A 24328-nucleotide genomic window follows, 5' to 3' on the forward strand; every position below is an offset into this window, starting at 1 on the left:
GTCAAAATGGAAAATACGCAGCTGTTTGTTGTCGCGCATTATTTTGCCAAACCGACGATGGGCGACAAGGTAAACGATGCGCTCAGAATGCTGGCGGAGGTGACGCGTAACGAACCTGAAAACATTACCTATGAGTTTTTCCGTTCCACGGAAGACGGTGATCGCTTTGTGATTGTTGAGACTTATCGTTGCGCACAAGGTCTCGAACTTCACAGACAAACGGAACATTTTCAACGCATTGGCGTTGGGGTTATTACCCCGCTGCTGGAACGTAAAGAGGTGAAAAGCTTTCACGTTCCTCCCGATGAACCGCGTAGATAAAAGCTGTCTTTCTGACTGCAAGGAATACATCAATGAACCATGTTATGAAGGATTTTGCGTTTACGACGGTAGCGGAAATCATCGTCGAATGGGCGGGTGCGGCACGATTAGGAGAGATCCTTCAGCAGCGGTTTAGCGCGCGTCGCGTATTACTGGTAACTGACTCCGGTCTGGTCAAAGCAGGGATTCTGCCGCCTGTTCTGCATAGCCTACAAGACGCAGGGTTTCAGGTGACGGTTTATGATCGTGTTCAACCCGATCCGCATGAACGCCTTGTTCGCGAAGCCTTACAGGTAGCACGCGACGGCCACTGTGACATGGTTATTGGCTTGGGCGGTGGCTCCTCGCTGGATGTCGCGAAGCTGGTGGCTGTGTTAATCAACTCTGAACAAGACCTGTCGGAGCTTTACGGGATTGGCAAGGTTATCGGTCAACGTTTGCCGCTGGTAAATATTCCCACCACGGCAGGTACGGGGTCTGAAGTCACTAATATTTCCATTTTAACGACTCATGATGACAGCAAAATGGGCATTGTTTCCCCGCAGCTGTATGGCGATTTGGTGCTACTGGATGCACAACTGACGCTGGGATTACCGCCGGTCCACACCGCTGCCGCCGGGATAGATGCGATGGTACATGCAATTGAGGCCTATACCGGTAAGCATAAGAAGAACCCGCTCTCGGATGCGTTGGCCCGCGAGGCGTTACGTTTAATCAGTCGCCATCTGGTGACCGCATGTCATGACGGGAACAATCGTGAAGCGCGAGAAAATGTTTTGCTGGGCGCGATGCTGGCAGGCCAGGCTTTTGCCAATTCCCCGGTGGCGGCGGTGCATGCGCTGGCTTATCCCTTGGGTGCCCGGCACCATATCCCACATGGGTTGTCGAATGCGCTGATGTTGGTTCCGGTGCTACAGTTTAACGCGCCAGCGGCGGCTCCACTTTATGGTGAGCTGGCTGCCGTCATTGGAGCGCAGGTAACCGGAAACGTGGAAAACGATGCCCAGTCGTTTATTGCCGCGATGGTGAGCATTATTGCGGCAACCGGCGCGCCTAACAGGCTGCGTGGCGTTGATGTTCCTGAAAAGGGCTTGCCGTTGTTGGCCCACGATGCGATGCAGCAGATCCGCTTGCTGGATAACAATCCCGTGATGCTTACAGAAGGCGATGCGTTGCGGCTTTACCAGCAGGCCTTTTAAGCACAATAGATGTCCGGTAAATGGATTACCGGACACGATTAGTTTGCCTGCAACATCCCTGCTACAACCGAATAGACATATTGAATACAGGTGTTAGTATTCAATAGACAGCAGTTATGAGTATGCGTGTTTCATTTCCGGCCAGGAACGCTGATGATGACAACATTAACTACCCGATTTTACAGCATCTTTGTCATTCACTTCCTTCGCGGTGAGCGTCGTCCTGACGCCTGTCCGCCGTCTGGCCTTTGTTTCTCATTCCTTCTCATCCCGGATGGAATTTACCGCTGAATAGCTGTTCAGTGGGCTTTGTGACACGCATCGTTTGATTACAGGGATTACGGCGGGTCGAATATGGATAAGTTTAAACGTCATTTGATGTGGTGGGGAGCGGGCATCCTGATCGTGGTGGCCGCGATAGCATGGTGGATGCTACGTCCCGCAGGAATTCCAGAAGGTTTCGCGGCCAGCAACGGCAGAATTGAAGCCACAGAAGTGGATATTGCCACTAAGATTGCCGGGCGAATTGACACAATCCTCGTGTCGGAAGGGCAGTTCGTTCGCCAGGGCGAGGTGTTGGCAAAAATGGATACCCGTGTGTTGCAGGAACAGCGGCTGGAATCTATTGCGCAAATCAAAGAGGCCGAAAGTGCGGTTGCGGCGGCGCGGGCGCTGTTAGAGCAGCGGCAAAGTGAAATGCGCGCCGCGCAGTCGGTGGTGAAACAGCGCGAAGCTGAGCTGCAATCGGTCTCTAAACGTCACATTCGTTCCCGCTCGCTGTCCCAGCGTGGGGCTGTATCCGAGCAACAGCTGGATGACGATCGGGCTGCGGCAGAAAGCGCACGCGCTGCGCTGGAGTCCGCGAAGGCGCAGGTCTCTGCGGCAAAAGCCGCAATTGAAGCTGCTCGCACCAGCATCATCCAGGCGCAAACCCGCGTCGAGGCCGCGCAGGCAACCGAACGGCGTATTGCCGCAGACATTGATGACAGTGAACTCAAAGCCCCGCGTGATGGTCGCGTGCAGTATCGCGTGGCCGAACCGGGTGAAGTGCTTGCCGCCGGCGGACGGGTGCTGAATATGGTCGATCTCAGCGATGTCTATATGACGTTCTTCTTACCCACCGAACAGGCTGGCCTGCTGAAGATTGGCGGCGAAGCGCGACTGGTGCTGGATGCTGCGCCGGATCTGCGGATTCCGGCAACCATCAGCTTTGTGGCAAGCGTGGCGCAATTTACGCCGAAAACGGTGGAAACCAGCGATGAACGGCTGAAGCTGATGTTTCGCGTGAAAGCGCGTATTCCACCGGCGTTGCTACAGCAGCATCTGGAATACGTCAAAACCGGTCTGCCGGGCATGGCGTGGGTGCGTGTCGATGAAAACCGTGCCTGGCCTGATGACCTGGCGGTGAGGTTGCCGCAATGACGCACCTGGCGCTGGTTCCCGTTCCTCCCGTGGCGCACCTTGACGGCGTGAGTCAGCATTACGGGAAAACGGTGGCGCTGAACAATATCACGCTGGATATTCCTGCCCGCTGCATGGTGGGATTGATTGGCCCGGATGGTGTCGGGAAATCGAGTCTGCTATCGCTCATCTCCGGCGCGCGGGCGATTGAACACGGCAACGTGATGGTGCTGGGCGGTGATATGCGTGACCCGAAGCACCGCCGCGATGTCTGCCCGCGCATTGCCTGGATGCCGCAGGGGCTGGGGAAAAACCTGTACCACACGCTGTCGGTGTATGAGAACGTCGATTTCTTCGCCCGACTGTTCGGGCACGACAAAGCTGAGCGCGAGGAACGGATTACCGAGTTGCTGAACAGCACCGGGCTGGCACCGTTTCGCGATCGCCCTGCCGGAAAACTCTCCGGCGGGATGAAGCAAAAACTGGGGTTGTGCTGTGCGCTGATCCACGACCCGGAGCTCTTGATTCTTGATGAGCCGACTACCGGGGTCGACCCGCTGTCCCGCGCCCAGTTCTGGGAGCTGATTAACAGCATTCGCCAGCGGCAGACCAATATGAGCGTGCTGGTCGCCACCGCCTACATGGAAGAGGCTGAGCGCTTTGACTGGCTGGTGGCGATGAACGCCGGGGAGGTGTTAGCCACCGGGAGCGCGCAGCAGCTACGCGAACAAACCAACAGCGATACGCTGGAGCAGGCGTTTATCGCGCTGTTACCCGAAGCCCAGCGTCAGGCGCATAAACCGGTGGTGATCCCGCCGTATCACGCTGAGCAGGAAGAGATTGCCATTGAGGCGAAAGATCTGACCATGCGCTTCGGCAAGTTCGTCGCCGTTGACCACGTTAACTTCCGCATTCCGCGCGGGGAGATCTTCGGTTTTCTCGGCTCTAACGGCTGCGGTAAATCCACCACCATGAAGATGCTCACCGGACTGCTGCCCGCAAGCGAAGGTGAGGCATGGCTGTTTGGGCAAGCGGTTGACCCCAAGAATATCGATACCCGCCGTCGGGTAGGCTATATGTCGCAGGCTTTTTCACTCTACAGCGAGCTGACCGTGCGGCAAAACCTCGAGTTACACGCGCGGCTGTTTCATATCTCCGAGGCAGAAATCTCAGGGCGCGTAAAAGAGATGAGCGAGCGCTTTTCGCTGACCGATGTCGAAGACGCGTTGCCCGGCGCATTGCCGCTGGGGATCCGTCAACGACTGTCGCTGGCGGTGGCGGTGATCCATCGCCCGGAGATGCTCATTCTTGATGAACCAACCTCCGGCGTTGATCCGGTTGCCAGGGATATGTTCTGGCAGCTAATGGTTGATCTCTCGCGTCAGGACAAAGTGACCATTTTTATCTCCACACACTTTATGAACGAAGCGGAGCGCTGCGACCGTATGTCGCTGATGCACGCAGGAAAAGTCCTGGCCAGCGGCACGCCGCAGGAACTGGTGAAGCAGCGCGGCGCAGCCACCCTGGAAGAAGCGTTTATCTCCTGGTTACAGGAAGCGGCAGGCCCGGCGCCGGAGGCTACGCTAGTACAGGCGAATGCTCCGGTGGTGCATAAAAACAGTCAACCGCCACGACAGGGGTTTAGCCTGCGACGCCTGTTTAGCTACAGCCGCCGTGAAGCGCTAGAGCTGCGGCGCGACCCGGTGCGTTCAACGCTGGCGCTGATGGGTACGGTGATCCTGATGCTGATCATGGGCTACGGCATCAGTATGGACGTGGAAAACCTGCGTTTTTCGGTGCTCGATCGTGACCAGACCGTCAGCAGTCAGGCGTGGACGTTGAATCTGGCGGGGTCGCGCTATTTTATCGAGCAACCGCCGCTCATCAGTTATGACGAACTGGACAAACGGATGCGCTCGGGCGAAGTGGCGGTAGCAATAGAAATCCCGCCCAATTTTGGCCGTGATATTGCGCGCGGAACGCCGGTGAAGATTGGCGTCTGGGTCGATGGTGCAATGCCGAGCCGTGCTGAAACGGTCAGAGGCTACGTGCAGGCGATGCACCAGACCTGGCTGCAGGATGTGATGGCGCGTCAACCAAATGCCAGTGGGCAAAACGGGCTGATGACCATTGAAACTCGCTATCGTTACAACCCAGATGTGAAAAGTCTGCCGGCGATTGTTCCGGCGGTGATCCCACTGCTGTTGATGATGATCCCTTCGATGCTCAGCGCCCTGAGCGTAGTGCGTGAGAAAGAGCTGGGGTCGATTATCAACCTGTACGTTACGCCGACCACCCGCAGCGAGTTTTTACTCGGCAAACAGTTGCCTTACATCGTGTTGGGTATGCTGAATTTTTTGCTGCTGTGCGCGCTGTCGGTGTTGGTGTTCGGCGTCCCGCACAAGGGCAGTTTTGTGACCCTGACGCTGGCTGCGCTGCTGTATGTCACCATTGCCACCGGACTTGGGCTGCTGATCTCCACGTTTATGAAAAGCCAGATCGCTGCCATTTTTGGTACGGCGATTATTACGCTGATCCCGGCGACGCAGTTTTCCGGAATGATCGACCCGGTCGCCTCGCTGGAAGGGCCGGGGCGCTGGATTGGCGAAATTTACCCAACCAGCCATTTTCTGACCATCGCGCGCGGGACGTTCTCTAAAGCGCTGGATCTGACGGATCTCTGGCAACTATTTATCCCGCTGGCGGTAGCCATTCCGGTGGTGATTGGCCTGAGCGTGTTGCTGCTGAAAAAACAGGAGGGGTGATGCGCCGATTACGCAATATTTATAATCTCGGCATCAAAGAGTTGCGCAGTCTACTGGGCGATAAAGCGATGCTGACGCTGATCGTCTTCGCCTTCACGATTTCGGTTTACTCTTCCGCCACCGTCCTGCCGGGTTCGCTGCACCTGGCGCCGATTGCCATTGCCGATATGGATCAGTCTCAGTTGTCGAATCGGATTGTGAACAGCTTTTATCGCCCGTGGTTTTTACCGCCGGAGATGATCACTGCCGATGAGATGGATGCCGGGCTGGATGCCGGTCGCTATACCTTCGCCGTGAACATTCCGCCTGATTTTCAGCGTGATGTGCTGGCCGGGCGGCAGCCGGATATTCAGGTTAACGTCGATGCCACGCGGATGAGCCAGGCCTTTACCGGCAACAGCTATATCCAGAATATCATTAGCGGCGAGGTAAGCAGCTTTGTGGCTCGTTATCGTGATAACAGCGAGCCGCCGGTGGCGCTGGAAATACGCATGCGCTTTAACCCGAATCTGGAACCCGCCCGCTTCGGGGCAGTGATGGCAATTATCAACAACATCACCATGCTGGCGATAGTGCTCACTGGCTCGGCGCTGATCCGCGAGCGTGAGCACGGGACAATAGAGCATCTGCTGGTGATGCCGGTGACGCCGTTTGAGATCATGATGGCAAAAATCTGGTCGATGGGGCTGGTGGTGCTGGTGGTTTCCGGCCTGTCGCTGATGTTGATGGTGAAAGGCGTGCTCGGCGTGCCGATTGAAGGCTCAATCCCGTTGTTTATGCTGGGCGTGGCGCTGAGCCTGTTCGCCACCACGTCGATCGGCATTTTTATGGGCACGCTGGCGCGCTCCATGCCGCAGTTGGGGCTGCTGATGATTCTGGTGCTGCTGCCGTTACAAATGCTCTCCGGTGGTTCCACCCCGCGTGAAAGCATGCCGCAGGCGGTGCAGGACATCATGCTGACGATGCCGACCACCCACTTTGTCAGTCTCGCGCAAGCGATACTCTATCGTGGCGCCGGGTTGGGTATTGTCTGGCCACAGTTCCTGACGTTACTGGCGATCGGCAGCGCATTCTTCCTGATCGCGTTGTTCCGCTTTAGAAAGACGATTGGCACCATGGCGTAAACATCATTGCAGGGTTCACTCTTCTTTCGGCAGGCACTGCAAATGGCCGTGGCGCACGCCGCGCTGGGAGATGACGTCATCGGCAAAATGCTGAACATCGCCCATGTCGCCTTTCAGCACGGCGATTTCCAGGCAGTCGTCATGGTTGATGTGGACGTGCAGGGTGGCGACCGACAAATCATGATGATGATGTTGGGTCGAGACAATACGGCTGGCTAAGTCACGTTTCTCATGTTCATAAACATACGAGAGCACCGCGAAGCCTTGTGTGCCGTGCTCTTGCGTGCTTTCCTGGGACAGTGCGCCGCGCAGAATGTCACGGATGGCTTCGGAACGGTTGTTATAGCCGCGGCGCTGGCTCAGGCTATCCAGCGTTTCCAGTAAATCGTCATCGAGAGTAATGGTGACTCGTTGCATCTGATTTCAACCTTACGATAAAGCGCGGTAGCGCACGGGGAATGCGGTATTACAGCCTTTGCACGGCGTCGGCTGTCAGGGTAAACGGCGTTGGCGTACACACTGCCAGGCTCAGGGTATCGAGCTGGCACTGGCTGACAGAGAGCGAAGACGTTAGCGTGGTGCTGTCGACGCTGACAATTTGCCATGCACTGCCGCCACGCTGTTTAATGATGGCCTCTTTGCGCGTCCAGATGCGCCAGAAGGCCGAAAGTTGTTGGTCCGGGTGTTCGGCTTCGACTTCGGCATGTTCCCCAAGGCTGAACACGGTGTTTGCCAGCGTTTGCCAGTTATCGCGTGGGCGCACGACTTCAATATCGCAGCCCACTTCCCCTTCGTCGCTGAGCAGCAGGGCGATGTCATCGCCACTGTGGCTGAGATTGAACCACAGCGGCGTGTCGGCTGGAAATGCCGGTTTTCCCTGCTCACCATAGACAATCTCAGGCAGTGGCGACAGGGCATGGGAAAGCAGCACACGGCCAGCCAGCCAGCGCGCACGGTGAGCACCTTGCGGTGCCTGTTCATAGAGCGCAAGGGGTAGGGCGCCGGAGCTTAAATCAGACACTTTCCCAAGAACAATCCGGTACATATCAGGGCTAACCTTTAGTCATAATGCGGGTTGTGTACCATTCTTCACATCCCTTTTGCAAGTTTATCCCGGTAATCGACTTTTCGGTCTGCCGGGGCCCAACAAAATTGCCAGCTTGCTGCCGCCTTTGGTGGTTTCCATCCAGATTTTACACACGCTGGTGAGCGGCACGGAAAGCAGCATGCCGACCGGGCCGAGCAGCCATCCCCACACCAGCAAGGAAAGGAAGACGACAAGCGTCGACAATCCCAGGCGATGCCCCATCATGCGCGGCTCGAGGATATTGCCAATCACCATATGCACCACCAGGAACAGCGCGCCTACCAGCACGCATTCGTAAATGCCGTTGAACAGCAACGCCTGGAGCATCGGCGGTACGGCGGAAATAACGGAGCCAATATTGGGCACATAGTTTAGCAGGAACGCCAGCACGCCCCACATCAGAGCAAACTGAATACCCATCAGCGCCAGCCCCAGCCAGACGATAGCCCCGGTCCATAAGCTGAGCAATGTTTTTAGCGCCAGATAGTGAGATACACCCTTCAATGCACGATGTAGACCCGCAATATGGATCTGTGGATTATTCAGCGCAAAGCGCATTTTGTAAGGAACATGGCGCACCTCAAACAGCATAAACACCACTGTCATTACCAGCAGGAAGACGCTTGCCATTGCGCCGGAAAGCCCGGTCATCAGCGTGGTTGTGAAGGTCATCAGCTTGTCGGAGTCGATACGTTGCAGTAGGCGTTCTGGCGACATGTGCAGGTTAAGAAAGGGCACCATCTCTTGCACATACAGGACCTTGCGCGTCAGCTCCTTGTTGTACTTCGGCAGCATATCCATGAATTCAGTGATTGAAGATGCGAGGACGCCCACCAGCGCGGTAAGAACGAACAACATCACCACCACCACCAGCGTAATGGCAATCGGACGACCTAGTCCCCGGCGAATAAACCAAGTGACCAGTGGGTTCAGCACGATGGCAAAAAAGAGGGCCAGCAGCAGTTGTACAATAATATCAGCAGCCGCGTGAATACCCGCGAGGATAACAACCAGGGCGGCCAATTTGAGTAAAATATGCAAACCTGTTTTATCAGGTTGAGCGTTTGTCATGTGTTCTTCCTTTCTTTTTGCGTTTTGCATTAAGTGTAGTGGCTGGCTTGCGGCTGATATTCCTAATCTGGCTGCTGATTTCTGTTCGGCAACATGATAGAAATGAAACAATGTTGTAAAAATGTGGTGACCCTCCATGCCCGAACCCGTCGCTGATCCGGCGCTTAACGGATTACGTCTCAATCTGCGCATTGTCTCGGTGGTGATGTTTAACTTCGCCAGCTACCTGACCATCGGCTTACCGCTCGCGGTGTTGCCCGGCTATGTCCATGATGTTATGGGTTTTAGCGCTTTCTGGGCCGGGCTGGTTATCAGCCTGCAGTATTTCGCTACGTTATTGAGTCGCCCGCATGCGGGTCGATATGCCGATCTTTTGGGGCCGAAAAAGATTGTCGTGTTCGGTCTGTGCGGCTGTTTCTTAAGTGGCTTGGGTTATTTACTGGCGGGATCGTCCAGCGGTTGGCCGATGGCGAGTTTGCTGTTGCTGTGCCTCGGGCGCGTGATTCTGGGGATTGGGCAAAGTTTTGCCGGTACCGGTTCAACGCTGTGGGGCGTGGGTGTGGTTGGCTCAATGCACATTGGGCGGGTGATTTCATGGAACGGCATCGTCACCTACGGGGCGATGGCGATCGGTGCGCCGCTGGGTGTGCTGTGTTATGCCTGGGGTGGATTGCAGGGACTGGCGCTGACCATTATGGCTGTGGCGCTGTTGGCGATATTGCTGGCGCTGCCGCGCCCGACGGTGAAGGCCAGCAAGGGTAAACCGATGCCGTTTCGCGCGGTGCTCGGGCGCGTCTGGCTGTACGGGATGGCGTTAGCGTTGGCTTCTGCCGGTTTTGGGGTGATCGCCACCTTTATCACTCTGTTTTATGACGCCAAAGGCTGGGACGGTGCGGCATTTGCGTTGACGCTGTTCAGCTGTACGTTTGTCGGGACTCGCCTGTTATTCCCAAACGGTATCAATCGATTAGGTGGGCTAAATGTGGCGATGATCTGCTTTTGCGTGGAGATTGTCGGGCTGCTGTTGGTGGGGATGGCATCCATGCCGTGGATGGCGAAAGTGGGCGTTCTGCTGGCTGGCGCGGGATTCTCACTGGTGTTCCCAGCGCTGGGCGTGGTCGCAGTAAAAGCGGTGCCACAGCAGAATCAGGGCGCTGCGCTGGCAACCTATACGGTATTTATGGATCTCTCGCTGGGGGTTACCGGGCCGCTGGCGGGGCTGGTGATGACGTGGGCGGGTGTGCCGATTATCTATCTGGCGGCAGCCGGACTGGTAGCGGTGGCGTTATTACTGACTTGGCGGTTAAAAAAACGGCCCCCGGAGGAATCTGCGGAGGCCGTGTCATCATCTTAACTGTTACTGGATAACCAGCGTGTTAATGATGTTTTCTGCGGTCGTCTGCGCTTTCTGCTGATCGTCAGCAGGCAGCGTGATCTGCAGGGTCAGCAGTTGATTGTCCACTTTACCCAGCACCACGGAAGAGTATGCGGTCTGGCCTTTGGCGGAGATGATGCTGTCTAATTGCTGAAGAGTATGGCCTTTCAGCTCAATTGACTTGTTGGTGACGACCTGCAACTGCGGGTCACGGCTACGCTGTTGATCTTCCAGGCGTTTTGCCAGTACAGTCAGATCTTCACTGGTGTCATCACCGACAATCACAATCACCGCTTTCTGGCCGGTTGCGTCAGAATAAACGTGCATATTGTTGGCCTGAGTGCCTAGCTTACCGCTCTGATCGGTCATATCCGCTGGCAGAGAAAAACTGAGTTTGCCGTCCAGCAGGCTGACCGGTTGTCCGGCTGCGTTACTTTCTGCAGCAGCACCTTCGGCTGGCGCTTTTGTATCGCTATTATCACAGGCCGCAAGCCCCATAACCAGCAGGCCAATACCGACATATTTAACCAGATTGCGCATTGACTTCTTCCTTTCGATAAACGGCCATAACGGCTCATTCGTCCATCTTATCACAACTCGGAAAATGAACCTTTAACTCGTCTGCAATGCAGCGATTTCAGATTTATCTGCCAGCCTTTTCAGTAACATATTCAGCAACACGCCGTACATCGGCAGGAAGAAAATAATACTGATCAGCACCTTGAAACAGTAATCGACAAGCGCGATTTCCATCCAGTGCTCGGCCATAAAGGCATCCGGGCTACGCCAGAAGGCGATAAAGAAGAAGGCCAGCGTATCGCTGATGTTGCCAAACAGCGTGGACGCGGTAGGGGCGAGCCACCAGCGACGGTTCTGACGCAGGCGGTTAAAGACATGCACATCCAGAATTTGTCCCAGTGCGTAGGCCATAAAACTGGCGGCGGCGATACGGGCGACAAATAGGTTAAAGTGCAGCAGCGCATCGAACCCCTGCCAGGACCCCATATAAAATAGCGCGGAAACCACATACGAAATCAACAGTGCGGGGATCATGACGGCAAAAATGATGCGTCGCGCCAGCGGTGCGCCAAAAATGCGTACAGTCAGGTCGGTGGCGAGGAAAATAAACGGAAAGCTAAAGGCCCCCCATGTGGTGTGGAAACCGAAGATGGTGATCGGTAGTTGCACCAGATAGTTACTGGAAGTGATCACCAGTAGATGAAATAGCGATAGCCAGAACAACGCTTTTACGCGCTGAGTTTGTGTAAACGGAGTCATATTGTACCTTTTTAGTAAACAATTGGGGTGAGGGAACCCAATAAAACGGACGCATGATACTGCTTTAATGCTGCTTTGCAATGGTTGTTTTTCACGCAATCGTTAACCTGATTGGCTTACTGAGCAACAGAGCGTAAAATAACGCCGTTTTTTATTGAACGAGACAACGATGAGCGATTTGTTTACCTCTCCCGACCATACCCTTGATGCCCAGGGGCTGCGCTGCCCGGAACCGGTGATGATGGTGCGTAAAACTGTGCGCGGCATGCAGGCCGGTGAAACGCTGCTGATTGTCGCGGACGATCCGGCGACAACCCGCGACATTCCCGGCTTTTGTACGTTTATGGAACATGAGCTGGTGGCCAAAGAGACCGACTCTCTGCCGTACCGCTATTTGGTGCGTAAAGGCCAGTAATCTGGCCAGAAGACGCACCAAACGTGGGCCGGATGAGGCAGTGCCGCCATCCGGCAAAAAACTATCCTTTACGCAACAACCGCAGCGCGTTGGCAGTCACCAGCACCGTCGCACCGGTATCTGCCAGCACCGCCAGCCACAATCCGGTGATCCCCAGCAGCGTGGTTATCAGGAAAATCCCCTTCAGACCCAGCGCAATGGCAATGTTTTGACGAATATTGGCATGGGTGGCGCGTGCCAGTTGGATCATTTGCACCAGACCGCGCAGGCGGTTATGGGTCAGGGCGGCGTCTGCCGTTTCCAGCGCGACGTCGGTGCCGCTTCCCATTGCAATGCCGATGGTAGCCGCTTTCATTGCCGGTGCGTCGTTGATCCCGTCACCGACCATCGCCAGCGGCGACTGTTGGTTCAGGCTGGTGACCACCCGGACTTTATCTTCCGGTAGCAGGCCTGCTTTGAATTCCAGACCCAACTCACTGGCAATCGCTGCCGCTGCACGTGGGTTATCACCGGTCAGGATCACGCCTTTCACGCCCAACTGGTTAAGCTCGCTAATGGCACTAAGGGCATCGTCACGCAGCGTATCCTGTAAGGCCAGCACGCCGAGTACCACATCGTTGCGCAGCACCAGTACCACCGTTTGCCCTGCGCTTTCGAGCTCGCTTATTCGCCCGGCAAAAGCTTCGGCAGGCTGTTTGCCCGCAGCACAAATCAGCACCTGCTCGCCGTTGACCTGTGCTTCGATGCCTGAGCCGACCAGCGCACGCTGTGCCTGAGCTGCCGGGATGGTCAATTCGCGGGTCTGTGCTTCGCGGACAATCGCCTGGGCCAGCGGGTGCGTGGCACCTTGCTCAACCGCCGCCGCCAGCGCCAGCAGTTCGGACTCGCTGATACCGCTCGCCGGATGAATAGCCGTTACGCGTGGCTTACCCACGGTCAGGGTACCGGTTTTATCGAATGCTACATGAGTCACTCTGCCCAGTTGTTCCAGCGCGGCACCACCTTTAATCAGCGCGCCACGGCGTGCTGCCGCCGCCAGCCCGGAGGTGATCGCCGCAGGTGTTGAGATAACCAATGCACACGGGCAACCAATAAGCAGCAGAGTCAGCCCTTTATAAATCCATTCCTGCCAGGAGGCGGCAAACAGCAGCGGTGGTACGAGAGTGACCAGCAGGGCGATCGCCATGATGGCCGGGGTGTAAATCCGACTAAAACGGTCAATAAATCGCTCAATGGGGGCTCGACGCTCTTCGGCTTCTTCAATCAGCTTCAGGATACGGTCAATGGCGCTGGCGCCTGGTTCAGACAGGACTTCAAGCGTGACGAGACGGTCAACGCTGGTGGCACCCGCCGGGACTTTATCGCCCGTGGCGCGTTCGACCGGGATCGATTCGCCGGTCAGGGCGCTTTCATCAAAGCTGGCAAAGCCGGAGACCAGTTTGCCGTCGGCAGGTAGGCGCCCCCCTGCGGCCACTTCAATCATATCGCCTGGCTGGAGGGTGTTAATGGCAACCTCTTCGCGCTCGCCATTGCGCAGGCGGATCGCGGTTTCTGGTTTCAGCGCCATCAGCGCGCTGACCCCTTTGCGGGCGCGGCTGGCGGCCCATCCTTCCAGACGTTCGCCAATTAAAAACAGCAGCAGCACCATCGCGGCTTCTGCCGTGGCACCAATAAACAGTGCGCCAATGGCGGCGACGCTCATCAGCGTTTCAATGGCAAAGTAGCTGCCGGTTTTCATCAGGCGCAGCGCCTGGCGGGCGATGGGATACAGCCCGACCAACGTGGTGGCGATAAACGCTATCTGACCAAAGGGATGATTGAACTGCTCCAGACCCCAGCTAATCGCCATCATGATGATCAACGAAATCAGCGGCAGATTTTCTTTAAAGCGTGACTCGGGGGCGGCTTCCGGCGCCAGCTCATCGCGCAGAGTGTAACCTGCCTTTTGCACTGCGTTTTCTATTTGCTGGCGGATATCGCTCCCGGCATCGACCACCAGTTTTTCGGTGGCGAACAGCACCTGGACCTGGTTTACGCCGCTGACCTGGCGGACGGCATTTTCAACTTTACGCGCGCAGGCGGCGCAATCCATGCCTGATACTTTCCAGGTATAGCGAGTGCCGTCCACGGTCTCGGAAACGGGCGCGGGCGTTGAGCAACTGCCTTCACAGCAGCAGTCATCAACCTTTTGCGGCGCAGGAGCAAGCTTGAATGCAGAAAATTGTGGGGCTTTTTTGCCATCAGTATCAGGCGTCGACATGGCATCCTCCGGTTGATAATCATTTCGTATTAACCGGAGGATACACTCTGGAGTAGACTCCAGAGTCAAGCGTTTTTAAAGATACAGCGAACGCACAATCAGGAAATGGCCCGCGAAGTAGCAGGCGGCGGCAATCGCGTTATCGGCGCGGAAGCGGTAACGATAATGACTGCCCAGCCAGACAATATTGCCGATGAACAGCAATGAGGCCCCCATAAATGCCGATAGCGCCGGGCTGGTTGGGCGGAAGAACCACAGTTCGCCTGCCATCCAGACCATCATCAGGGTGATGCCGATAAAGGTGCATATGGCGACGCGCAGTTCTTCCAGTCGCGTCCAGATTACGGCGATCAGCAGGGTACCCAACACCAGCAGCACCAGCGGCAGAGGCCAGAAGAACGACATCGTCATTTGGCTGGCGAAGTAGATGGTATAGAGCAAATGCGACAGGAAAAACGCGCCCACGGCGTACAGCAGGCGTTGACGCGGCAACAGCGTCAGCGCATCGCCGAGCAGAGAGGCAAGCAGACCGGCCAGCACCAGATAGCTGATGGCGTTAAACATTGGTGCCTGCCAGGCCAGCAGCAGCAGGAGTAATAACGTCAGGGGTTTAAAGACCCAGCGTTGCCAGACGGGGCCACGATAGGATGCATCCACAAACAGCCAAGCGGAAAGACAGACAGCGATAAACGACCAAAGCATCTTAGTTCCTTGAATTCGTTATTTTTTCGTAAGCGGGATGCCTACGGCTCTTCTGTCCAGTGTAGAGGCCGATACCGCCAGATGACAACACCATAACAGGCAGGGTATGCTTATTTCCGCATTTTCTGATGGGTTAATAAGATGAGTAAGCCGCCACTTTTTTTCATTGTTATCATTGCATTAATCGTTGTCGCCGCGTCGTTTCGCTTTGTCCAGCAGCGACGGGAAAAAGCAGATAATGATGCCGCGCCGCTGATGCAAAAGCAGGTTGTGGTGAGTAATAAACGGGAAAAACCACTTAATGACAGACGTTCGCGTCAGCAGGAAGTCACCCCGGCAGGTACCAGCATGCGTTATGAAGCGAGCTTTAAGCCGCAAAGCGGGGGAATGGAGCAGACGTTTCGCCTGGATGCGCAGCAGTACCATGCGCTAACGGTCGGCGATAAAGGCACGCTGAGTTACAGAGGGTCGCGTTTTGAGGGATTTAGCGCGCAACCATAGATGAGTAGGCCGGAAATGGCGTCAGCCGCCATCCGGCATCACGGTTACTTCTTCAACTGATCCTTAATTTTCTTCTGCCAGACCAGCAACTCAAATACGCCGAACAGAAAAATACGCACTTTCTCGCCGGTGGTCATCTGTGGTCCGTCTTTCGGCATGGTTGATTTCAGCAGCGCTAACTGCATGCCGTGCATCAGCACCATAAACACTAGCGCCACGTTAACGAATATATTGAGCGGGCGCGGAAAGGGCTGAAAAAGATTGAGCAGTAAAAATGCCCAGACGCACAGCATCAGCAAGCGTCCCAGATTAATCAGCATGGCGTTCTCCTTGTGCTTCACGTTGATACAGGCGATAGGCGACCTGGCCTGCCACTTTTTCGCGGTACAACGACCAGTTAACCGGAACCGGCGGCAGGCCGTTTTCGACTTCGCTCTCAACGTAAATATACGCCTCGTTTGCCAGCCAGCCATTCGTTTCCAGAAGAGTTAATGTTTCTTCCAGTAATCCTTTACGAAATGGCGGATCGACAAACACCACATTATGCGGTGTACCTGCCTGAGCCAGAAACGCCAGCGTATTGGTGTTGACGACGCGGGCGTGATTTGCCTTCAGCGTGACGAGATTTTTTTGTAGCTGCTGAGACACCGCCCGATCCATTTCCAGCAGCGTTGCGCCTGCCGCATAACGGGAGAGTGCTTCCAGCCCCAACGCACCGCTGCCGGCAAAGCAGTCGAGGCAGTGGGCATCGACCATCACCGGGGCCAGCCAGTTAAAGAGCGTTTCGCGGACACGGTCGGTGGTTGGTCGCAGACCTTGGCTGTCCGGAACCGGGAGTTTACGGCCGCGCCATTGCCCGCCAATAATGCGGATCTGGCCGCTGCCTGAGTGATTCGGTTTTTTCATTTCAATTATTGCTCAATCCGCCTATAGCATGTCATTCCAGGCGGTGATGTGAGTTAAGTTAAGTGATAGACTATTTCATCATTTTTTTAGCTGCTATGTACATAGCGTTGACGCTGTGCCATGAAGCAACAGCGGGGAGTGTAGTCGCAAATGGCGAAAGAGAAAAAACGTGGCTTTTTTTCCTGGCTGGGCTTTGGTCAAAAAGAGCAGGCACCGGAAAACGAGACAGAACTAAAAAACGAAGAACAACAACCGGTTGCTGAAGAAACAGCCGTCGTTGAGGAACAGCCGCGCGTACAGGAAACCCATAGCGAAGCAGAAACGGAAGCCTTTGCTGCCGAAGTCGTGGAAGTCACTGAACAGGTTGCGGAAATCGAAAAACTGCAGCCTGAGCCGGAACCTGTTGCCGAGCAACCGCAGCCGGAAGTTGAGCCGGTTGTTGACGTTCCCGCGCCAGCGGCGGTTATCGAACACGAAGAATTACCGTTGCCGGAAGAGGTGAAAGCCGAAGAAATTTCTGCTCAAGAGTGGCAGGCCGAAGCGGAAACCGTTGAAATTGTTGAAGCAGTTGAAGAAGAAGCGGAAAACGAACCGCAACTGACCGACGAAGAGCTGGAAGCGCAGGCGCTGGCTGCCGAGGCTGCTGAAGAAGCCGTCATGGTTGTGCCGGTAGAAGAACCTGCTGTAGAAGAGTCGGCAGAAGAAGAGGTGGTTCAGGAGCAGGAAAAACCGACCAAAGAAGGTTTCTTTGCGCGCCTGAAACGCAGCCTGCTGAAAACCAAAGAAAATCTCGGTTCCGGATTTATCAGTCTGTTCCGCGGTAAAAAGATCGACGATGATCTGTTTGAAGAGCTGGAAGAACAGCTGCTGATCGCCGATGTCGGTGTGGAAACTACCCGTAAGATCATTGCGAACCTGACAGAAGGTGCCAGCCGCAAGCAGCTCAAAGATGCAGAAGCGTTGTATGGTCTGCTGAAAGATGAAATGGGCGAGATTCTGGCGAAGGTTGATGAACCGCTGAATGTTGATGGCAAGACGCCATTTGTTATCTTAATGGTTGGCGTCAACGGCGTGGGAAAAACCACCACCATCGGCAAGCTGGCGCGTCAGTTCGAGCAGCAGGGTAAATCGGTGATGCTGGCGGCGGGCGATACCTTCCGTGCGGCGGCGGTCGAGCAGCTGCAGGTCTGGGGTCAGCGTAACAATATCCCGGTGATTGCTCAGCATACCGGCGCGGATTCCGCGTCTGTTATCTTTGATGCCATCCAGGCGGCGAAGGCGCGTAACGTTGACGTGTTGATCGCTGATACCGCAGGTCGTTTGCAGAACAAAGCGCACCTGATGGAAGAATTGAAAAAAATCGTTCGTGTGATGAAGAAGCTCGACGTTGATGCACCGCATGAAGTTATGCTGACTATCGATGCCAGTACCGGGCAGAATGCCATAAGCCAGGCCAAACTGTTCCATGAAGCGGTAGGCATAACCGGTATCACCCTGACCAAGCTGGACGGTACGGCGAAAGGTGGGGTTATCTTCTCGGTTGCCGACCAGTTTGGCATCCCTATCCGTTATATCGGTGTGGGCGAACGTATCGAGGATTTACGTCCGTTTAAAGCGGACGATTTTATAGAGGCACTTTTTGCCCGAGAGGATTAACAATGATTCGCTTTGAACATGTCAGCAAGGCCTATCTCGGTGGGAGACAAGCGCTGCAGGGGGTCACATTCCATATGCAGCCTGGCGAGATGGCGTTTCTGACCGGCCACTCCGGTGCGGGTAAAAGTACCCTGCTGAAGCTGATCTGTGGGATCGAACGACCCAGCGCCGGGAAAATCTACTTCAGCGGGCATGACATCAGCCGTTTGAAAAACCGTGAAGTGCCGTTTCTGCGCCGCCAGATCGGGATGATTTTTCAGGATCACCATCTACTGATGGATCGGACCGTTTTTGACAACGTGGCGATCCCGCTGATTATCGCGGGCGCCAGCGGAGACGATATTCGTCGCCGCGTGTCAGCGGCACTGGACAAGGTCGGGCTGCTGGACAAAGCGAAGAACTTCCCGATTCAACTCTCCGGCGGTGAACAACAGCGCGTGGGGATTGCCCGTGCGGTGGTGAATAAGCCTGCGGTTCTGCTGGCGGATGAACCGACCGGGAACCTTGATGACGCGTTGTCAGAAGGGATCTTGCGCTTGTTCGAAGAGTTTAACCGCGTCGGGGTCACGGTATTAATGGCGACGCACGACATTGGGCTGATCTCCCGTCGTTCCTATCGCCAGATGGTCCTGAGCGACGGACATCTGCATGGAGGCCTGGCGCATGAATAGACGTGACGCTATTAATCAAATCAAACAGTTCGGTGGTCGGCTGGATCGTTTTCGTAAATCGGGCGGTGCACCGGGTGACGGTGGGCGGAACGCGCCGAAACGCGCGAAATCCTCGCCAAAGCCGAACTCGCGTAAAACCAATGTCTTTAACGAGCAGGTACGCTATGCGTTCCAGGGCGCGTTACAGGATCTGAAAAGCAAGCCGCTGGCGACATTCCTGACGGTGATGGTGATCGCCATCTCCCTGACGCTGCCAAGCGTGTGTTACATGGTTTATAAGAACGTAAACCAGGCGGCAAGCCAATATTATCCGTCCCCGCAGATCACCGTGTATTTGCAGAAAACTCTGGATGATGATGCGGCGGCGCGGGTGGTAGGCCAATTGCAGGCAGAGCAGGGCGTGGAGAAAGTGAATTATCTTTCCCGCGACGATGCGTTGGGTGAATTCCGTAACTGGTCTGGTTTTGGTGGCGCGCTGGATATGCTGGAAGAGAACCCGCTTCCGGCTGTGGCGGTGGTTATCCCAAAATTGGATTTCCAGGGAACGGAATCGCTCAACACGCTGCGTGACCGTGTTGCACAAATTAATGGTATTGATGAAGTGCGCATGGATGACAGTTGGTTTGCACGACTGGCATCGCTGACAGGCCTGGTGGGGCGTGTGTCAGCGATGATTGGCGTACTAATGGTGGCAGCCGTCTTCCTGGTCATCGGCAACAGCGTACGGCTGAGCATTTTTGCCCGTCGCGATACCATTAACGTGCAGAAACTGATTGGTGCAACGGATGGGTTTATCCTGCGACCGTTCCTCTACGGCGGGGCGCTGCTCGGCTTTTCGGGCGCTTTTCTGTCACTAATTTTGTCAGAAATTTTGGTGATGCGCTTGTCGTCAGCGGTCACCGAAGTGGCGCAGGTTTTTGGAACCAAGTTTGATATCAACGGGTTATCATTTGACGAATGCCTGCTGCTCCTGCTGGTGTGCTCAATGATTGGCTGGGTGGCAGCCTGGCTTGCCACTATTCAACATTTACGCCACTTTACCCCTGATTAAAAAATCTCTGGTATAATCTTTCCCTGCACTGAATAGTTCGCTCTGCAGGGAAAGAGTCCCTGTTGCCTCTTTCCGGCGTATTCATCGTGATGTCACATTTTGTGCGTAATGTATACACAATACGACATGGAACTTGTGGATAAAATCACTGTCTGATAAAAGATTGAATGATATTCTCGTTGCTCATAAGCTCTGGCATGGTTGTTGCTATTGGTTTTTGCCAACGCGCCAGATGATAAGATTGAGAGGATTTGAATGACCAAAGAAATGCAAACTTTAGCTTTAGCCCCTGTTGGTAACCTGGAGTCTTACATCCGGGCTGCGAACGCGTGGCCGATGTTGTCGGCTGACGAGGAGCGGGCACTTGCTGAAAAGCTGCATTACCAGGGCGATCTGGAAGCAGCTAAAACGCTGATCCTGTCTCACCTGCGCTTTGTTGTTCATGTTGCTCGTAACTACGCGGGCTATGGCCTGCCGCAGGCGGATCTGATTCAGGAAGGTAATATCGGCCTGATGAAAGCCGTGCGCCGTTTCAACCCGGAAGTGGGTGTGCGCCTGGTTTCTTTCGCCGTGCACTGGATCAAAGCTGAGATCCACGAATACGTTCTGCGTAACTGGCGTATCGTCAAAGTCGCGACCACCAAAGCACAGCGTAAGCTGTTCTTTAACCTGCGTAAAACCAAGCAGCGTCTGGGCTGGTTCAACCAGGATGAAGTTGAAATGGTCGCTCGCGAGTTGGGAGTTTCCAGCAAAGACGTGCGAGAAATGGAATCCCGCATGGCGGCGCAGGACATGACGTTCGACATGTCTTCGGACGACGAGTCCGACAGCCAGCCGATGGCACCGGTGCTTTATCTGCAGGATAAATCGTCTAACTTTGCTGACGGCATTGAAGATGATAACTGGGAAGAGCAGGCGGCGAACAAATTGACTCACGCGATGGAAGGTCTGGACGAACGTAGCCAGGACATCATCCGCGCCCGTTGGCTGGATGAAGACAACAAGTCGACATTGCAGGAACTGGCCGATCGCTACGGTGTTTCAGCTGAACGTGTACGTCAGCTTGAAAAGAACGCCATGAAAAAGCTGCGCGCGGCAATCGAAGCGTAATCTTCCAGTCAATCTGGACACGTGAAAAACCCTGGATGCAAATCCGGGGTTTTTTGTTTTTATCTCTCCCCTCCATTCTGGCATCACGCCCTGTGTTTTCCTCTTTTTGTCATAAACTTGTTATTCGGATGTCAAATTAGCTATTCCAAAATAATAAAAATCGGGTATGTTTTAGCAGAGTATGCTGCTAAAGCACGGGTGGCTATCCAATAATCGAAATAAAGTGCTGAACAACAACATCACAATACACGTAATAACCACAATAATGGGGATTGTCAGGATGAATATGAAGGGTAAAGCGTTATTGGCAGGATGTATCGCCCTGTCTTTGAGCAATATGGCCTTTGCTAAGGATATTAAAGTTGCCGTCGTCGGCGCGATGTCCGGTCCGGTGGCGCAGTATGGCGACCAGGAATTTACCGGTGCAGAACAGGCGATTGCAGACATTAACGCCAAAGGTGGCGTTAAGGGTGACAAACTGGTCGTGGTGAAATACGACGATGCCTGTGACCCGAAACAGGCGGTAGCGGTCGCTAACAAAGTGGTCAACGACGGGATTAAATACGTTATCGGCCACCTGTGTTCATCTTCCACTCAGCCAGCGTCTGATATCTATGAAGACGAAGGCATCCTGATGATCACCCCAGCGGCAACCGCACCGGAACTGACCGCACGCGGTTATAACCTGGTAATGCGTACCACCGGTCTGGACTCTGACCAGGGCCCAACGGCCGCCAAATATATCGTCGAAAAAGTGAAACCGAAACGCATTGCTATCGTTCACGACAAGCAGCAATACGGTGAAGGCCTGGCTCGCTCTGTGCAAGACAACCTCAAGAAAGCGAATGCTGACGTCGTGTTCTTTGACGGTATCACCGCCGGTGAGAAAGATTTCTCCACCTTGGTTGCGCGTCTGAAGAAAGAGAATATCGACTTTGTTTACTACGGTGGTTATCACCCGGAAATGGGGCAGATCCTGCGCCAGGCACGTGCCGCTGGTCTGAAAACCCAGTTTATGGGACCAGAAGGGGTTGCGAACGTATCGCTGTCTAACATCGCCGGTGAATCTGCTGAAGGGTTGTTGGTCACCAAGCCGAAGAACTACGACCAGGTTCCTGCGAACAAACCAATCGTAGATGCGATCAAGGCTAAGAAACAGGACCCAAGCGGCGCGTTTGTGTGGACCACCTACGCCGCGCTGCAGTCGTTGCAGGCTGGTCTGAACCAGTCAGACGATCCGGCTGAAATTGCCAAATACCTGAAAGCAAACACCGTTGAAACTGTTATGGGACCGCTGTCCTGGGATGCGAAGGGGGACCTGAAAGGTTTCGAATTCGGTGTGTTTGACTGGCATGCTAATGGTACGGCGACCGACGCCAAGTGATTTTCCCGGTGTCTTTCGCGCTGCAGGTGCGTTATCTACAGCGCGAACTTCCTGGAAAATGGGTATAAGTTGTAGGCCGGATAAGCGTCAGCGCCATCCGGCTTTTTTATTACCGTTTCTCCCAGCCGTTATTCTGCGGCGTAAAACCTAACGTCTGCATAAACCCGGCCATCACGCCGCGGTCCTCAACGCCGACATCGGCCATCCACCATGAGCCCACGCCGGGATTTTCCCGGATCACTTCTTCGATCAAATACTGCCCGACACCGCGACGACGGGTGATTTCACGTACACGCAATGAATCCAGCGCGCCTTGCGTACCGCTCAAGGTCACGCGTACCGCGCCCAGAAGACGTTCATTAAACCGCGCGGCGTAGATCCGGTGCGTTTCATCTACGCTTAACGATGAGGCGGAATACTCCGGCCAGATTTTGCCCAGATCAATCTTGTCCTGAGCACTAAAGTTTTCTAAACGAATGATGGTCAGCTTCATTGACAGCATGTCCAAATCACAAAAGATGAAATCAGTGTACCGAAATAATTCACCCGGATGCTTTCTCTTTTTTATGTGAATAACCAGGTTAATAGTTTTGTAACAACGACAATGACAGTTTGAAACATTAGAGATTGAAAAATAGGCAGGATAATACCCTGGGATGCAGCATTTTATTCCGCTCTTTGTACCGTTATTTTATGCTGACAAGTGCGCTTTTTTTTGTTTATCTATAGTGAAAAGCAGAATATTATCTTTTCTTAATCGACTGAAAAATAGAGATTTTAGCCTGAATTTGCTTAAAAAACTGCGCTAAACCATTAATGAGACTGGTAAAAATAGTACAGTTCAAAAAAAGCACAGTCTGCTTTTTAACCACATAAATACAAAATATTAATAACGTCACGAATGGGGATTCAGTTAATGAAACGGAATGCGAAAACAATCATCGCAGGGGCGATAGCACTGGTCATGTCACACGCTGCCATGGCGGAGGATATCAAGGTCGCTGTGGTCGGAGCGATGTCAGGTCCGGTCGCGCAGTGGGGCGATATGGAATTTAATGGCGCACGGCAGGCGATTAAAGATATCAATGCTAAAGGCGGGATCAAAGGCGACAAGCTGGTGGCCGTGGAATATGACGACGCCTGCGATCCGAAACAGGCCGTTGCGGTAGCGAACAAAATCGTTAATGACGGCATTCAGTATGTGATTGGTCACTTGTGCTCATCGTCGACTCAGCCAGCATCCGATATCTACGAAGACGAAGGCATCCTGATGATTTCCCCGGGAGCCACTAACCCGGAGCTGACGCAGCGCGGCTACGCGCACATCATGCGTACGGCCGGCCTGGACTCCTCTCAGGGGCCAACCGCTGCGAAATATATTCTTGAGACTGTGAAGCCACAGCGTATCGCCATCATCCATGATAAACAGCAATACGGTGAAGGTCTGGCGCGTTCGGTGCAGGACAGCCTGAAAGCGGGCAAAGCCAATATCGTCTTCTTTGATGGGATCTCGGCTGGTGAAAAAGATTTTTCTGCGCTGATTGCCCGCCTGAATAAAGAAAAAATCGACTTCGTCTACTACGGTGGCTACTACCCAGAGATGGGACAAATGCTGCGCCAGGCACGTTCTGTGGGGCTGAAAACGCAGTTTATGGGACCCGAGGGCGTGGGTAATGCGTCGCTGTCCAACATTGCCGGTGATGCCGCTGAAGGCATGCTGGTGACCATGCCAAAACGCTATGACCAGGATCCGACGAATAAAGCTATTGTCGATGCGCTCAAAGCGGACAAGAAAGATCCGACCGGACCATACGTGTGGATCACCTACGCCGCCGTGCAGTCGCTGGCAACCGCCATGGACCGCAGCGGCAGCAAAGATCCGCTGGAGTTGGTGAAAGATTTAAAAGCACACGGGGCTGATACCGTGATTGGGCCGCTGAATTGGGATGAAAAAGGCGATCTAAAGGGATTTGAATTTGGTGTCTTCCAGTGGCACGCCGACGGGTCGTCCTCGGTAGCCAAATAATTATCCCACCGCCCGGTGATGCCGG

The 24328-nt window shown here is 54.5% G+C and carries 24 protein-coding genes; 14 read left to right on the forward strand and 10 right to left on the reverse strand.

The window, feature by feature from the left end; all coding sequences use genetic code 11:
* The first annotated feature begins 6 nt into the window (after nt 1-6).
* From E4Z61_RS18235 to E4Z61_RS18255, 5 genes are all read left to right on the forward strand, one after another.
* Nucleotides 7-321, forward strand: a complete 315-nt coding sequence (locus E4Z61_RS18235) for a putative quinol monooxygenase (protein WP_135323984.1) — start codon at nt 7-9, stop codon at nt 319-321.
* A 32-nt stretch (nt 322-353) separates the two neighbouring features.
* Nucleotides 354-1520 carry an iron-containing alcohol dehydrogenase gene (locus tag E4Z61_RS18240; RefSeq protein WP_135323985.1) on the forward strand — a complete coding sequence of 389 codons (1167 nt, stop codon included), beginning with the start codon at nt 354-356 and terminating at the stop codon, nt 1518-1520.
* 354 nt (nt 1521-1874) lie between these two features.
* On the forward strand, nt 1875-2942 hold the full coding sequence (locus tag E4Z61_RS18245; protein ID WP_135323986.1) for an HlyD family secretion protein: 1068 nt from the start codon (nt 1875-1877) through the stop codon (nt 2940-2942).
* Nucleotides 2939-5686, forward strand: coding sequence for a ribosome-associated ATPase/putative transporter RbbA (gene rbbA, locus E4Z61_RS18250; RefSeq protein ID WP_135323987.1), 2748 nt, complete (start codon nt 2939-2941; stop codon nt 5684-5686). Before E4Z61_RS18245 ends, rbbA begins: the two co-directional genes overlap by 4 nt.
* On the forward strand, nt 5686-6810 hold the full coding sequence (locus tag E4Z61_RS18255; RefSeq protein ID WP_135323988.1) for an ABC transporter permease: 1125 nt from the start codon (nt 5686-5688) through the stop codon (nt 6808-6810). The genes rbbA and E4Z61_RS18255 overlap by 1 nt, the downstream gene beginning before the upstream one ends.
* A gap of 15 nt (nt 6811-6825) precedes the next feature.
* On the opposite strand, the gene nikR is transcribed toward E4Z61_RS18255, so the two are convergent.
* From nikR to E4Z61_RS18270, 3 genes are all read right to left on the reverse strand, one after another.
* A complete protein-coding gene (nikR, locus tag E4Z61_RS18260) occupies nt 6826-7227 on the reverse strand; it encodes a nickel-responsive transcriptional regulator NikR (protein WP_096759193.1) in 402 nt (133 codons plus the stop codon).
* A 49-nt stretch (nt 7228-7276) separates the two neighbouring features.
* Nucleotides 7277-7855: a 4'-phosphopantetheinyl transferase AcpT gene (gene acpT / locus E4Z61_RS18265; RefSeq protein ID WP_135323989.1), complete on the reverse strand. Its 579-nt coding sequence runs from the start codon at nt 7853-7855 to the stop codon at nt 7277-7279.
* A 63-nt stretch (nt 7856-7918) separates the two neighbouring features.
* Nucleotides 7919-8968, reverse strand: coding sequence for an AI-2E family transporter (locus tag E4Z61_RS18270; RefSeq protein ID WP_135323990.1), 1050 nt, complete (start codon nt 8966-8968; stop codon nt 7919-7921).
* A gap of 136 nt (nt 8969-9104) precedes the next feature.
* Between E4Z61_RS18270 and E4Z61_RS18275 the strand changes: the two genes are divergently transcribed.
* On the forward strand, nt 9105-10322 hold the full coding sequence (locus tag E4Z61_RS18275; RefSeq protein WP_135323991.1) for an MFS transporter: 1218 nt from the start codon (nt 9105-9107) through the stop codon (nt 10320-10322).
* 3 nt (nt 10323-10325) lie between these two features.
* Here E4Z61_RS18275 and E4Z61_RS18280 read toward each other — a convergent pair whose 3' ends face one another.
* Both E4Z61_RS18280 and E4Z61_RS18285 read right to left on the reverse strand, forming a co-directional pair.
* Nucleotides 10326-10883: a DcrB family lipoprotein gene (locus E4Z61_RS18280; protein WP_135323992.1), complete on the reverse strand. Its 558-nt coding sequence runs from the start codon at nt 10881-10883 to the stop codon at nt 10326-10328.
* Between the two features lie 72 nt (nt 10884-10955).
* Nucleotides 10956-11621, reverse strand: a complete 666-nt coding sequence (locus E4Z61_RS18285) for a 7-cyano-7-deazaguanine/7-aminomethyl-7-deazaguanine transporter (RefSeq protein WP_135323993.1) — start codon at nt 11619-11621, stop codon at nt 10956-10958.
* Nucleotides 11622-11790: 169 nt separating this feature from the next.
* On the opposite strand from E4Z61_RS18285, the gene tusA reads away from it, so the two are divergent.
* On the forward strand, nt 11791-12036 hold the full coding sequence (gene tusA, locus E4Z61_RS18290) for a sulfurtransferase TusA (protein WP_003827551.1): 246 nt from the start codon (nt 11791-11793) through the stop codon (nt 12034-12036).
* A 61-nt stretch (nt 12037-12097) separates the two neighbouring features.
* On the opposite strand, the gene zntA is transcribed toward tusA, so the two are convergent.
* Together zntA and E4Z61_RS18300 are read right to left on the reverse strand one after the other, a co-directional pair.
* Nucleotides 12098-14296 carry a Zn(II)/Cd(II)/Pb(II) translocating P-type ATPase ZntA gene (gene zntA, locus E4Z61_RS18295; protein WP_135323994.1) on the reverse strand — a complete coding sequence of 733 codons (2199 nt, stop codon included), beginning with the start codon at nt 14294-14296 and terminating at the stop codon, nt 12098-12100.
* Between the two features lie 75 nt (nt 14297-14371).
* Entirely contained in the window at nt 14372-14998 is a 627-nt protein-coding gene (locus tag E4Z61_RS18300) for a lysoplasmalogenase (RefSeq protein ID WP_135323995.1), read from the reverse strand.
* 141 nt (nt 14999-15139) lie between these two features.
* On the opposite strand from E4Z61_RS18300, the gene E4Z61_RS18305 reads away from it, so the two are divergent.
* Nucleotides 15140-15499, forward strand: a complete 360-nt coding sequence (locus tag E4Z61_RS18305) for a DUF2500 domain-containing protein (RefSeq protein WP_135323996.1) — start codon at nt 15140-15142, stop codon at nt 15497-15499.
* A 44-nt stretch (nt 15500-15543) separates the two neighbouring features.
* On the opposite strand, the gene E4Z61_RS18310 is transcribed toward E4Z61_RS18305, so the two are convergent.
* Nucleotides 15544-15819, reverse strand: coding sequence for a DUF1145 family protein (locus E4Z61_RS18310; RefSeq protein WP_135323997.1), 276 nt, complete (start codon nt 15817-15819; stop codon nt 15544-15546).
* The gene (gene rsmD / locus E4Z61_RS18315; RefSeq protein ID WP_135323998.1) at nt 15809-16405 is read right to left on the reverse strand and encodes a 16S rRNA (guanine(966)-N(2))-methyltransferase; all 597 of its coding nucleotides are present in this window, start codon (nt 16403-16405) and stop codon (nt 15809-15811) included. Before rsmD ends, E4Z61_RS18310 begins: the two co-directional genes overlap by 11 nt.
* Nucleotides 16406-16555: 150 nt before the next feature.
* Between rsmD and ftsY the strand changes: the two genes are divergently transcribed.
* The 5 genes from ftsY (at nt 16556) to E4Z61_RS18340 (ending at nt 22277) form a co-directional block, all read left to right on the forward strand.
* Entirely contained in the window at nt 16556-18061 is a 1506-nt protein-coding gene (ftsY, locus tag E4Z61_RS18320; protein ID WP_135323999.1) for a signal recognition particle-docking protein FtsY, read from the forward strand.
* A 2-nt stretch (nt 18062-18063) separates the two neighbouring features.
* Nucleotides 18064-18732 (forward strand): cell division ATP-binding protein FtsE, encoded by a 669-nt coding sequence (ftsE, locus tag E4Z61_RS18325; protein WP_003023420.1) that lies wholly within the window; start codon nt 18064-18066, stop codon nt 18730-18732.
* Nucleotides 18725-19783 carry a permease-like cell division protein FtsX gene (ftsX, locus tag E4Z61_RS18330; RefSeq protein ID WP_135324000.1) on the forward strand — a complete coding sequence of 353 codons (1059 nt, stop codon included), beginning with the start codon at nt 18725-18727 and terminating at the stop codon, nt 19781-19783. The genes ftsE and ftsX overlap by 8 nt, the downstream gene beginning before the upstream one ends.
* A gap of 255 nt (nt 19784-20038) precedes the next feature.
* Complete coding sequence (gene rpoH / locus E4Z61_RS18335; RefSeq protein WP_135324001.1) at nt 20039-20893, forward strand: RNA polymerase sigma factor RpoH; 855 nt, start codon at nt 20039-20041, stop codon at nt 20891-20893.
* 280 nt (nt 20894-21173) lie between these two features.
* Nucleotides 21174-22277, forward strand: a complete 1104-nt coding sequence (locus E4Z61_RS18340) for a branched-chain amino acid ABC transporter substrate-binding protein (protein ID WP_167817564.1) — start codon at nt 21174-21176, stop codon at nt 22275-22277.
* Nucleotides 22278-22386: 109 nt separating this feature from the next.
* Here the strand turns inward: E4Z61_RS18340 and panM are convergent, their stop codons facing one another.
* The gene (gene panM, locus E4Z61_RS18345; protein WP_135324003.1) at nt 22387-22770 is read right to left on the reverse strand and encodes an aspartate 1-decarboxylase autocleavage activator PanM; all 384 of its coding nucleotides are present in this window, start codon (nt 22768-22770) and stop codon (nt 22387-22389) included.
* A 423-nt stretch (nt 22771-23193) separates the two neighbouring features.
* On the opposite strand from panM, the gene livK reads away from it, so the two are divergent.
* A complete protein-coding gene (livK, locus tag E4Z61_RS18350; RefSeq protein ID WP_135324004.1) occupies nt 23194-24303 on the forward strand; it encodes a high-affinity branched-chain amino acid ABC transporter substrate-binding protein LivK in 1110 nt (369 codons plus the stop codon).
* Nucleotides 24304-24328 lie beyond the last annotated feature (25 nt).

The sequence above is a fragment of the Citrobacter tructae genome (assembly GCF_004684345.1).
GTDB lineage: Bacteria > Pseudomonadota > Gammaproteobacteria > Enterobacterales > Enterobacteriaceae > Citrobacter > Citrobacter tructae.

What these genes read in the sequence shown, in the direction of transcription:
- ftsE (WP_003023420.1), top strand. Translation starts at nt 18,064, where the DNA reads ATGATTCGCTTTGAACATGTCAGCAAGGCCTATCTCGGTGGGAGACAA.
- ftsX (WP_135324000.1), top strand. Translation starts at nt 18,725, where the DNA reads ATGAATAGACGTGACGCTATTAATCAAATCAAACAGTTCGGTGGTCGG.
- zntA (WP_135323994.1), bottom strand. Translation starts at nt 14,296, where the DNA reads ATGTCGACGCCTGATACTGATGGCAAAAAAGCCCCACAATTTTCTGCA.
- rbbA (WP_135323987.1), top strand. Translation starts at nt 2,939, where the DNA reads ATGACGCACCTGGCGCTGGTTCCCGTTCCTCCCGTGGCGCACCTTGAC.
- E4Z61_RS18245 (WP_135323986.1), top strand. Translation starts at nt 1,875, where the DNA reads ATGGATAAGTTTAAACGTCATTTGATGTGGTGGGGAGCGGGCATCCTG.
- E4Z61_RS18285 (WP_135323993.1), bottom strand. Translation starts at nt 11,621, where the DNA reads ATGACTCCGTTTACACAAACTCAGCGCGTAAAAGCGTTGTTCTGGCTA.
- nikR (WP_096759193.1), bottom strand. Translation starts at nt 7,227, where the DNA reads ATGCAACGAGTCACCATTACTCTCGATGACGATTTACTGGAAACGCTG.
- panM (WP_135324003.1), bottom strand. Translation starts at nt 22,770, where the DNA reads ATGAAGCTGACCATCATTCGTTTAGAAAACTTTAGTGCTCAGGACAAG.
- E4Z61_RS18280 (WP_135323992.1), bottom strand. Translation starts at nt 10,883, where the DNA reads ATGCGCAATCTGGTTAAATATGTCGGTATTGGCCTGCTGGTTATGGGG.
- E4Z61_RS18255 (WP_135323988.1), top strand. Translation starts at nt 5,686, where the DNA reads ATGCGCCGATTACGCAATATTTATAATCTCGGCATCAAAGAGTTGCGC.
- E4Z61_RS18310 (WP_135323997.1), bottom strand. Translation starts at nt 15,819, where the DNA reads ATGCTGATTAATCTGGGACGCTTGCTGATGCTGTGCGTCTGGGCATTT.
- ftsY (WP_135323999.1), top strand. Translation starts at nt 16,556, where the DNA reads ATGGCGAAAGAGAAAAAACGTGGCTTTTTTTCCTGGCTGGGCTTTGGT.
- acpT (WP_135323989.1), bottom strand. Translation starts at nt 7,855, where the DNA reads ATGTACCGGATTGTTCTTGGGAAAGTGTCTGATTTAAGCTCCGGCGCC.
- tusA (WP_003827551.1), top strand. Translation starts at nt 11,791, where the DNA reads ATGAGCGATTTGTTTACCTCTCCCGACCATACCCTTGATGCCCAGGGG.
- E4Z61_RS18270 (WP_135323990.1), bottom strand. Translation starts at nt 8,968, where the DNA reads ATGACAAACGCTCAACCTGATAAAACAGGTTTGCATATTTTACTCAAA.
- E4Z61_RS18235 (WP_135323984.1), top strand. Translation starts at nt 7, where the DNA reads ATGGAAAATACGCAGCTGTTTGTTGTCGCGCATTATTTTGCCAAACCG.
- E4Z61_RS18240 (WP_135323985.1), top strand. Translation starts at nt 354, where the DNA reads ATGAACCATGTTATGAAGGATTTTGCGTTTACGACGGTAGCGGAAATC.
- E4Z61_RS18305 (WP_135323996.1), top strand. Translation starts at nt 15,140, where the DNA reads ATGAGTAAGCCGCCACTTTTTTTCATTGTTATCATTGCATTAATCGTT.
- E4Z61_RS18340 (WP_167817564.1), top strand. Translation starts at nt 21,174, where the DNA reads ATGAATATGAAGGGTAAAGCGTTATTGGCAGGATGTATCGCCCTGTCT.
- E4Z61_RS18275 (WP_135323991.1), top strand. Translation starts at nt 9,105, where the DNA reads ATGCCCGAACCCGTCGCTGATCCGGCGCTTAACGGATTACGTCTCAAT.
- E4Z61_RS18300 (WP_135323995.1), bottom strand. Translation starts at nt 14,998, where the DNA reads ATGCTTTGGTCGTTTATCGCTGTCTGTCTTTCCGCTTGGCTGTTTGTG.
- rsmD (WP_135323998.1), bottom strand. Translation starts at nt 16,405, where the DNA reads ATGAAAAAACCGAATCACTCAGGCAGCGGCCAGATCCGCATTATTGGC.
- livK (WP_135324004.1), top strand. Translation starts at nt 23,194, where the DNA reads ATGAAACGGAATGCGAAAACAATCATCGCAGGGGCGATAGCACTGGTC.
- rpoH (WP_135324001.1), top strand. Translation starts at nt 20,039, where the DNA reads ATGACCAAAGAAATGCAAACTTTAGCTTTAGCCCCTGTTGGTAACCTG.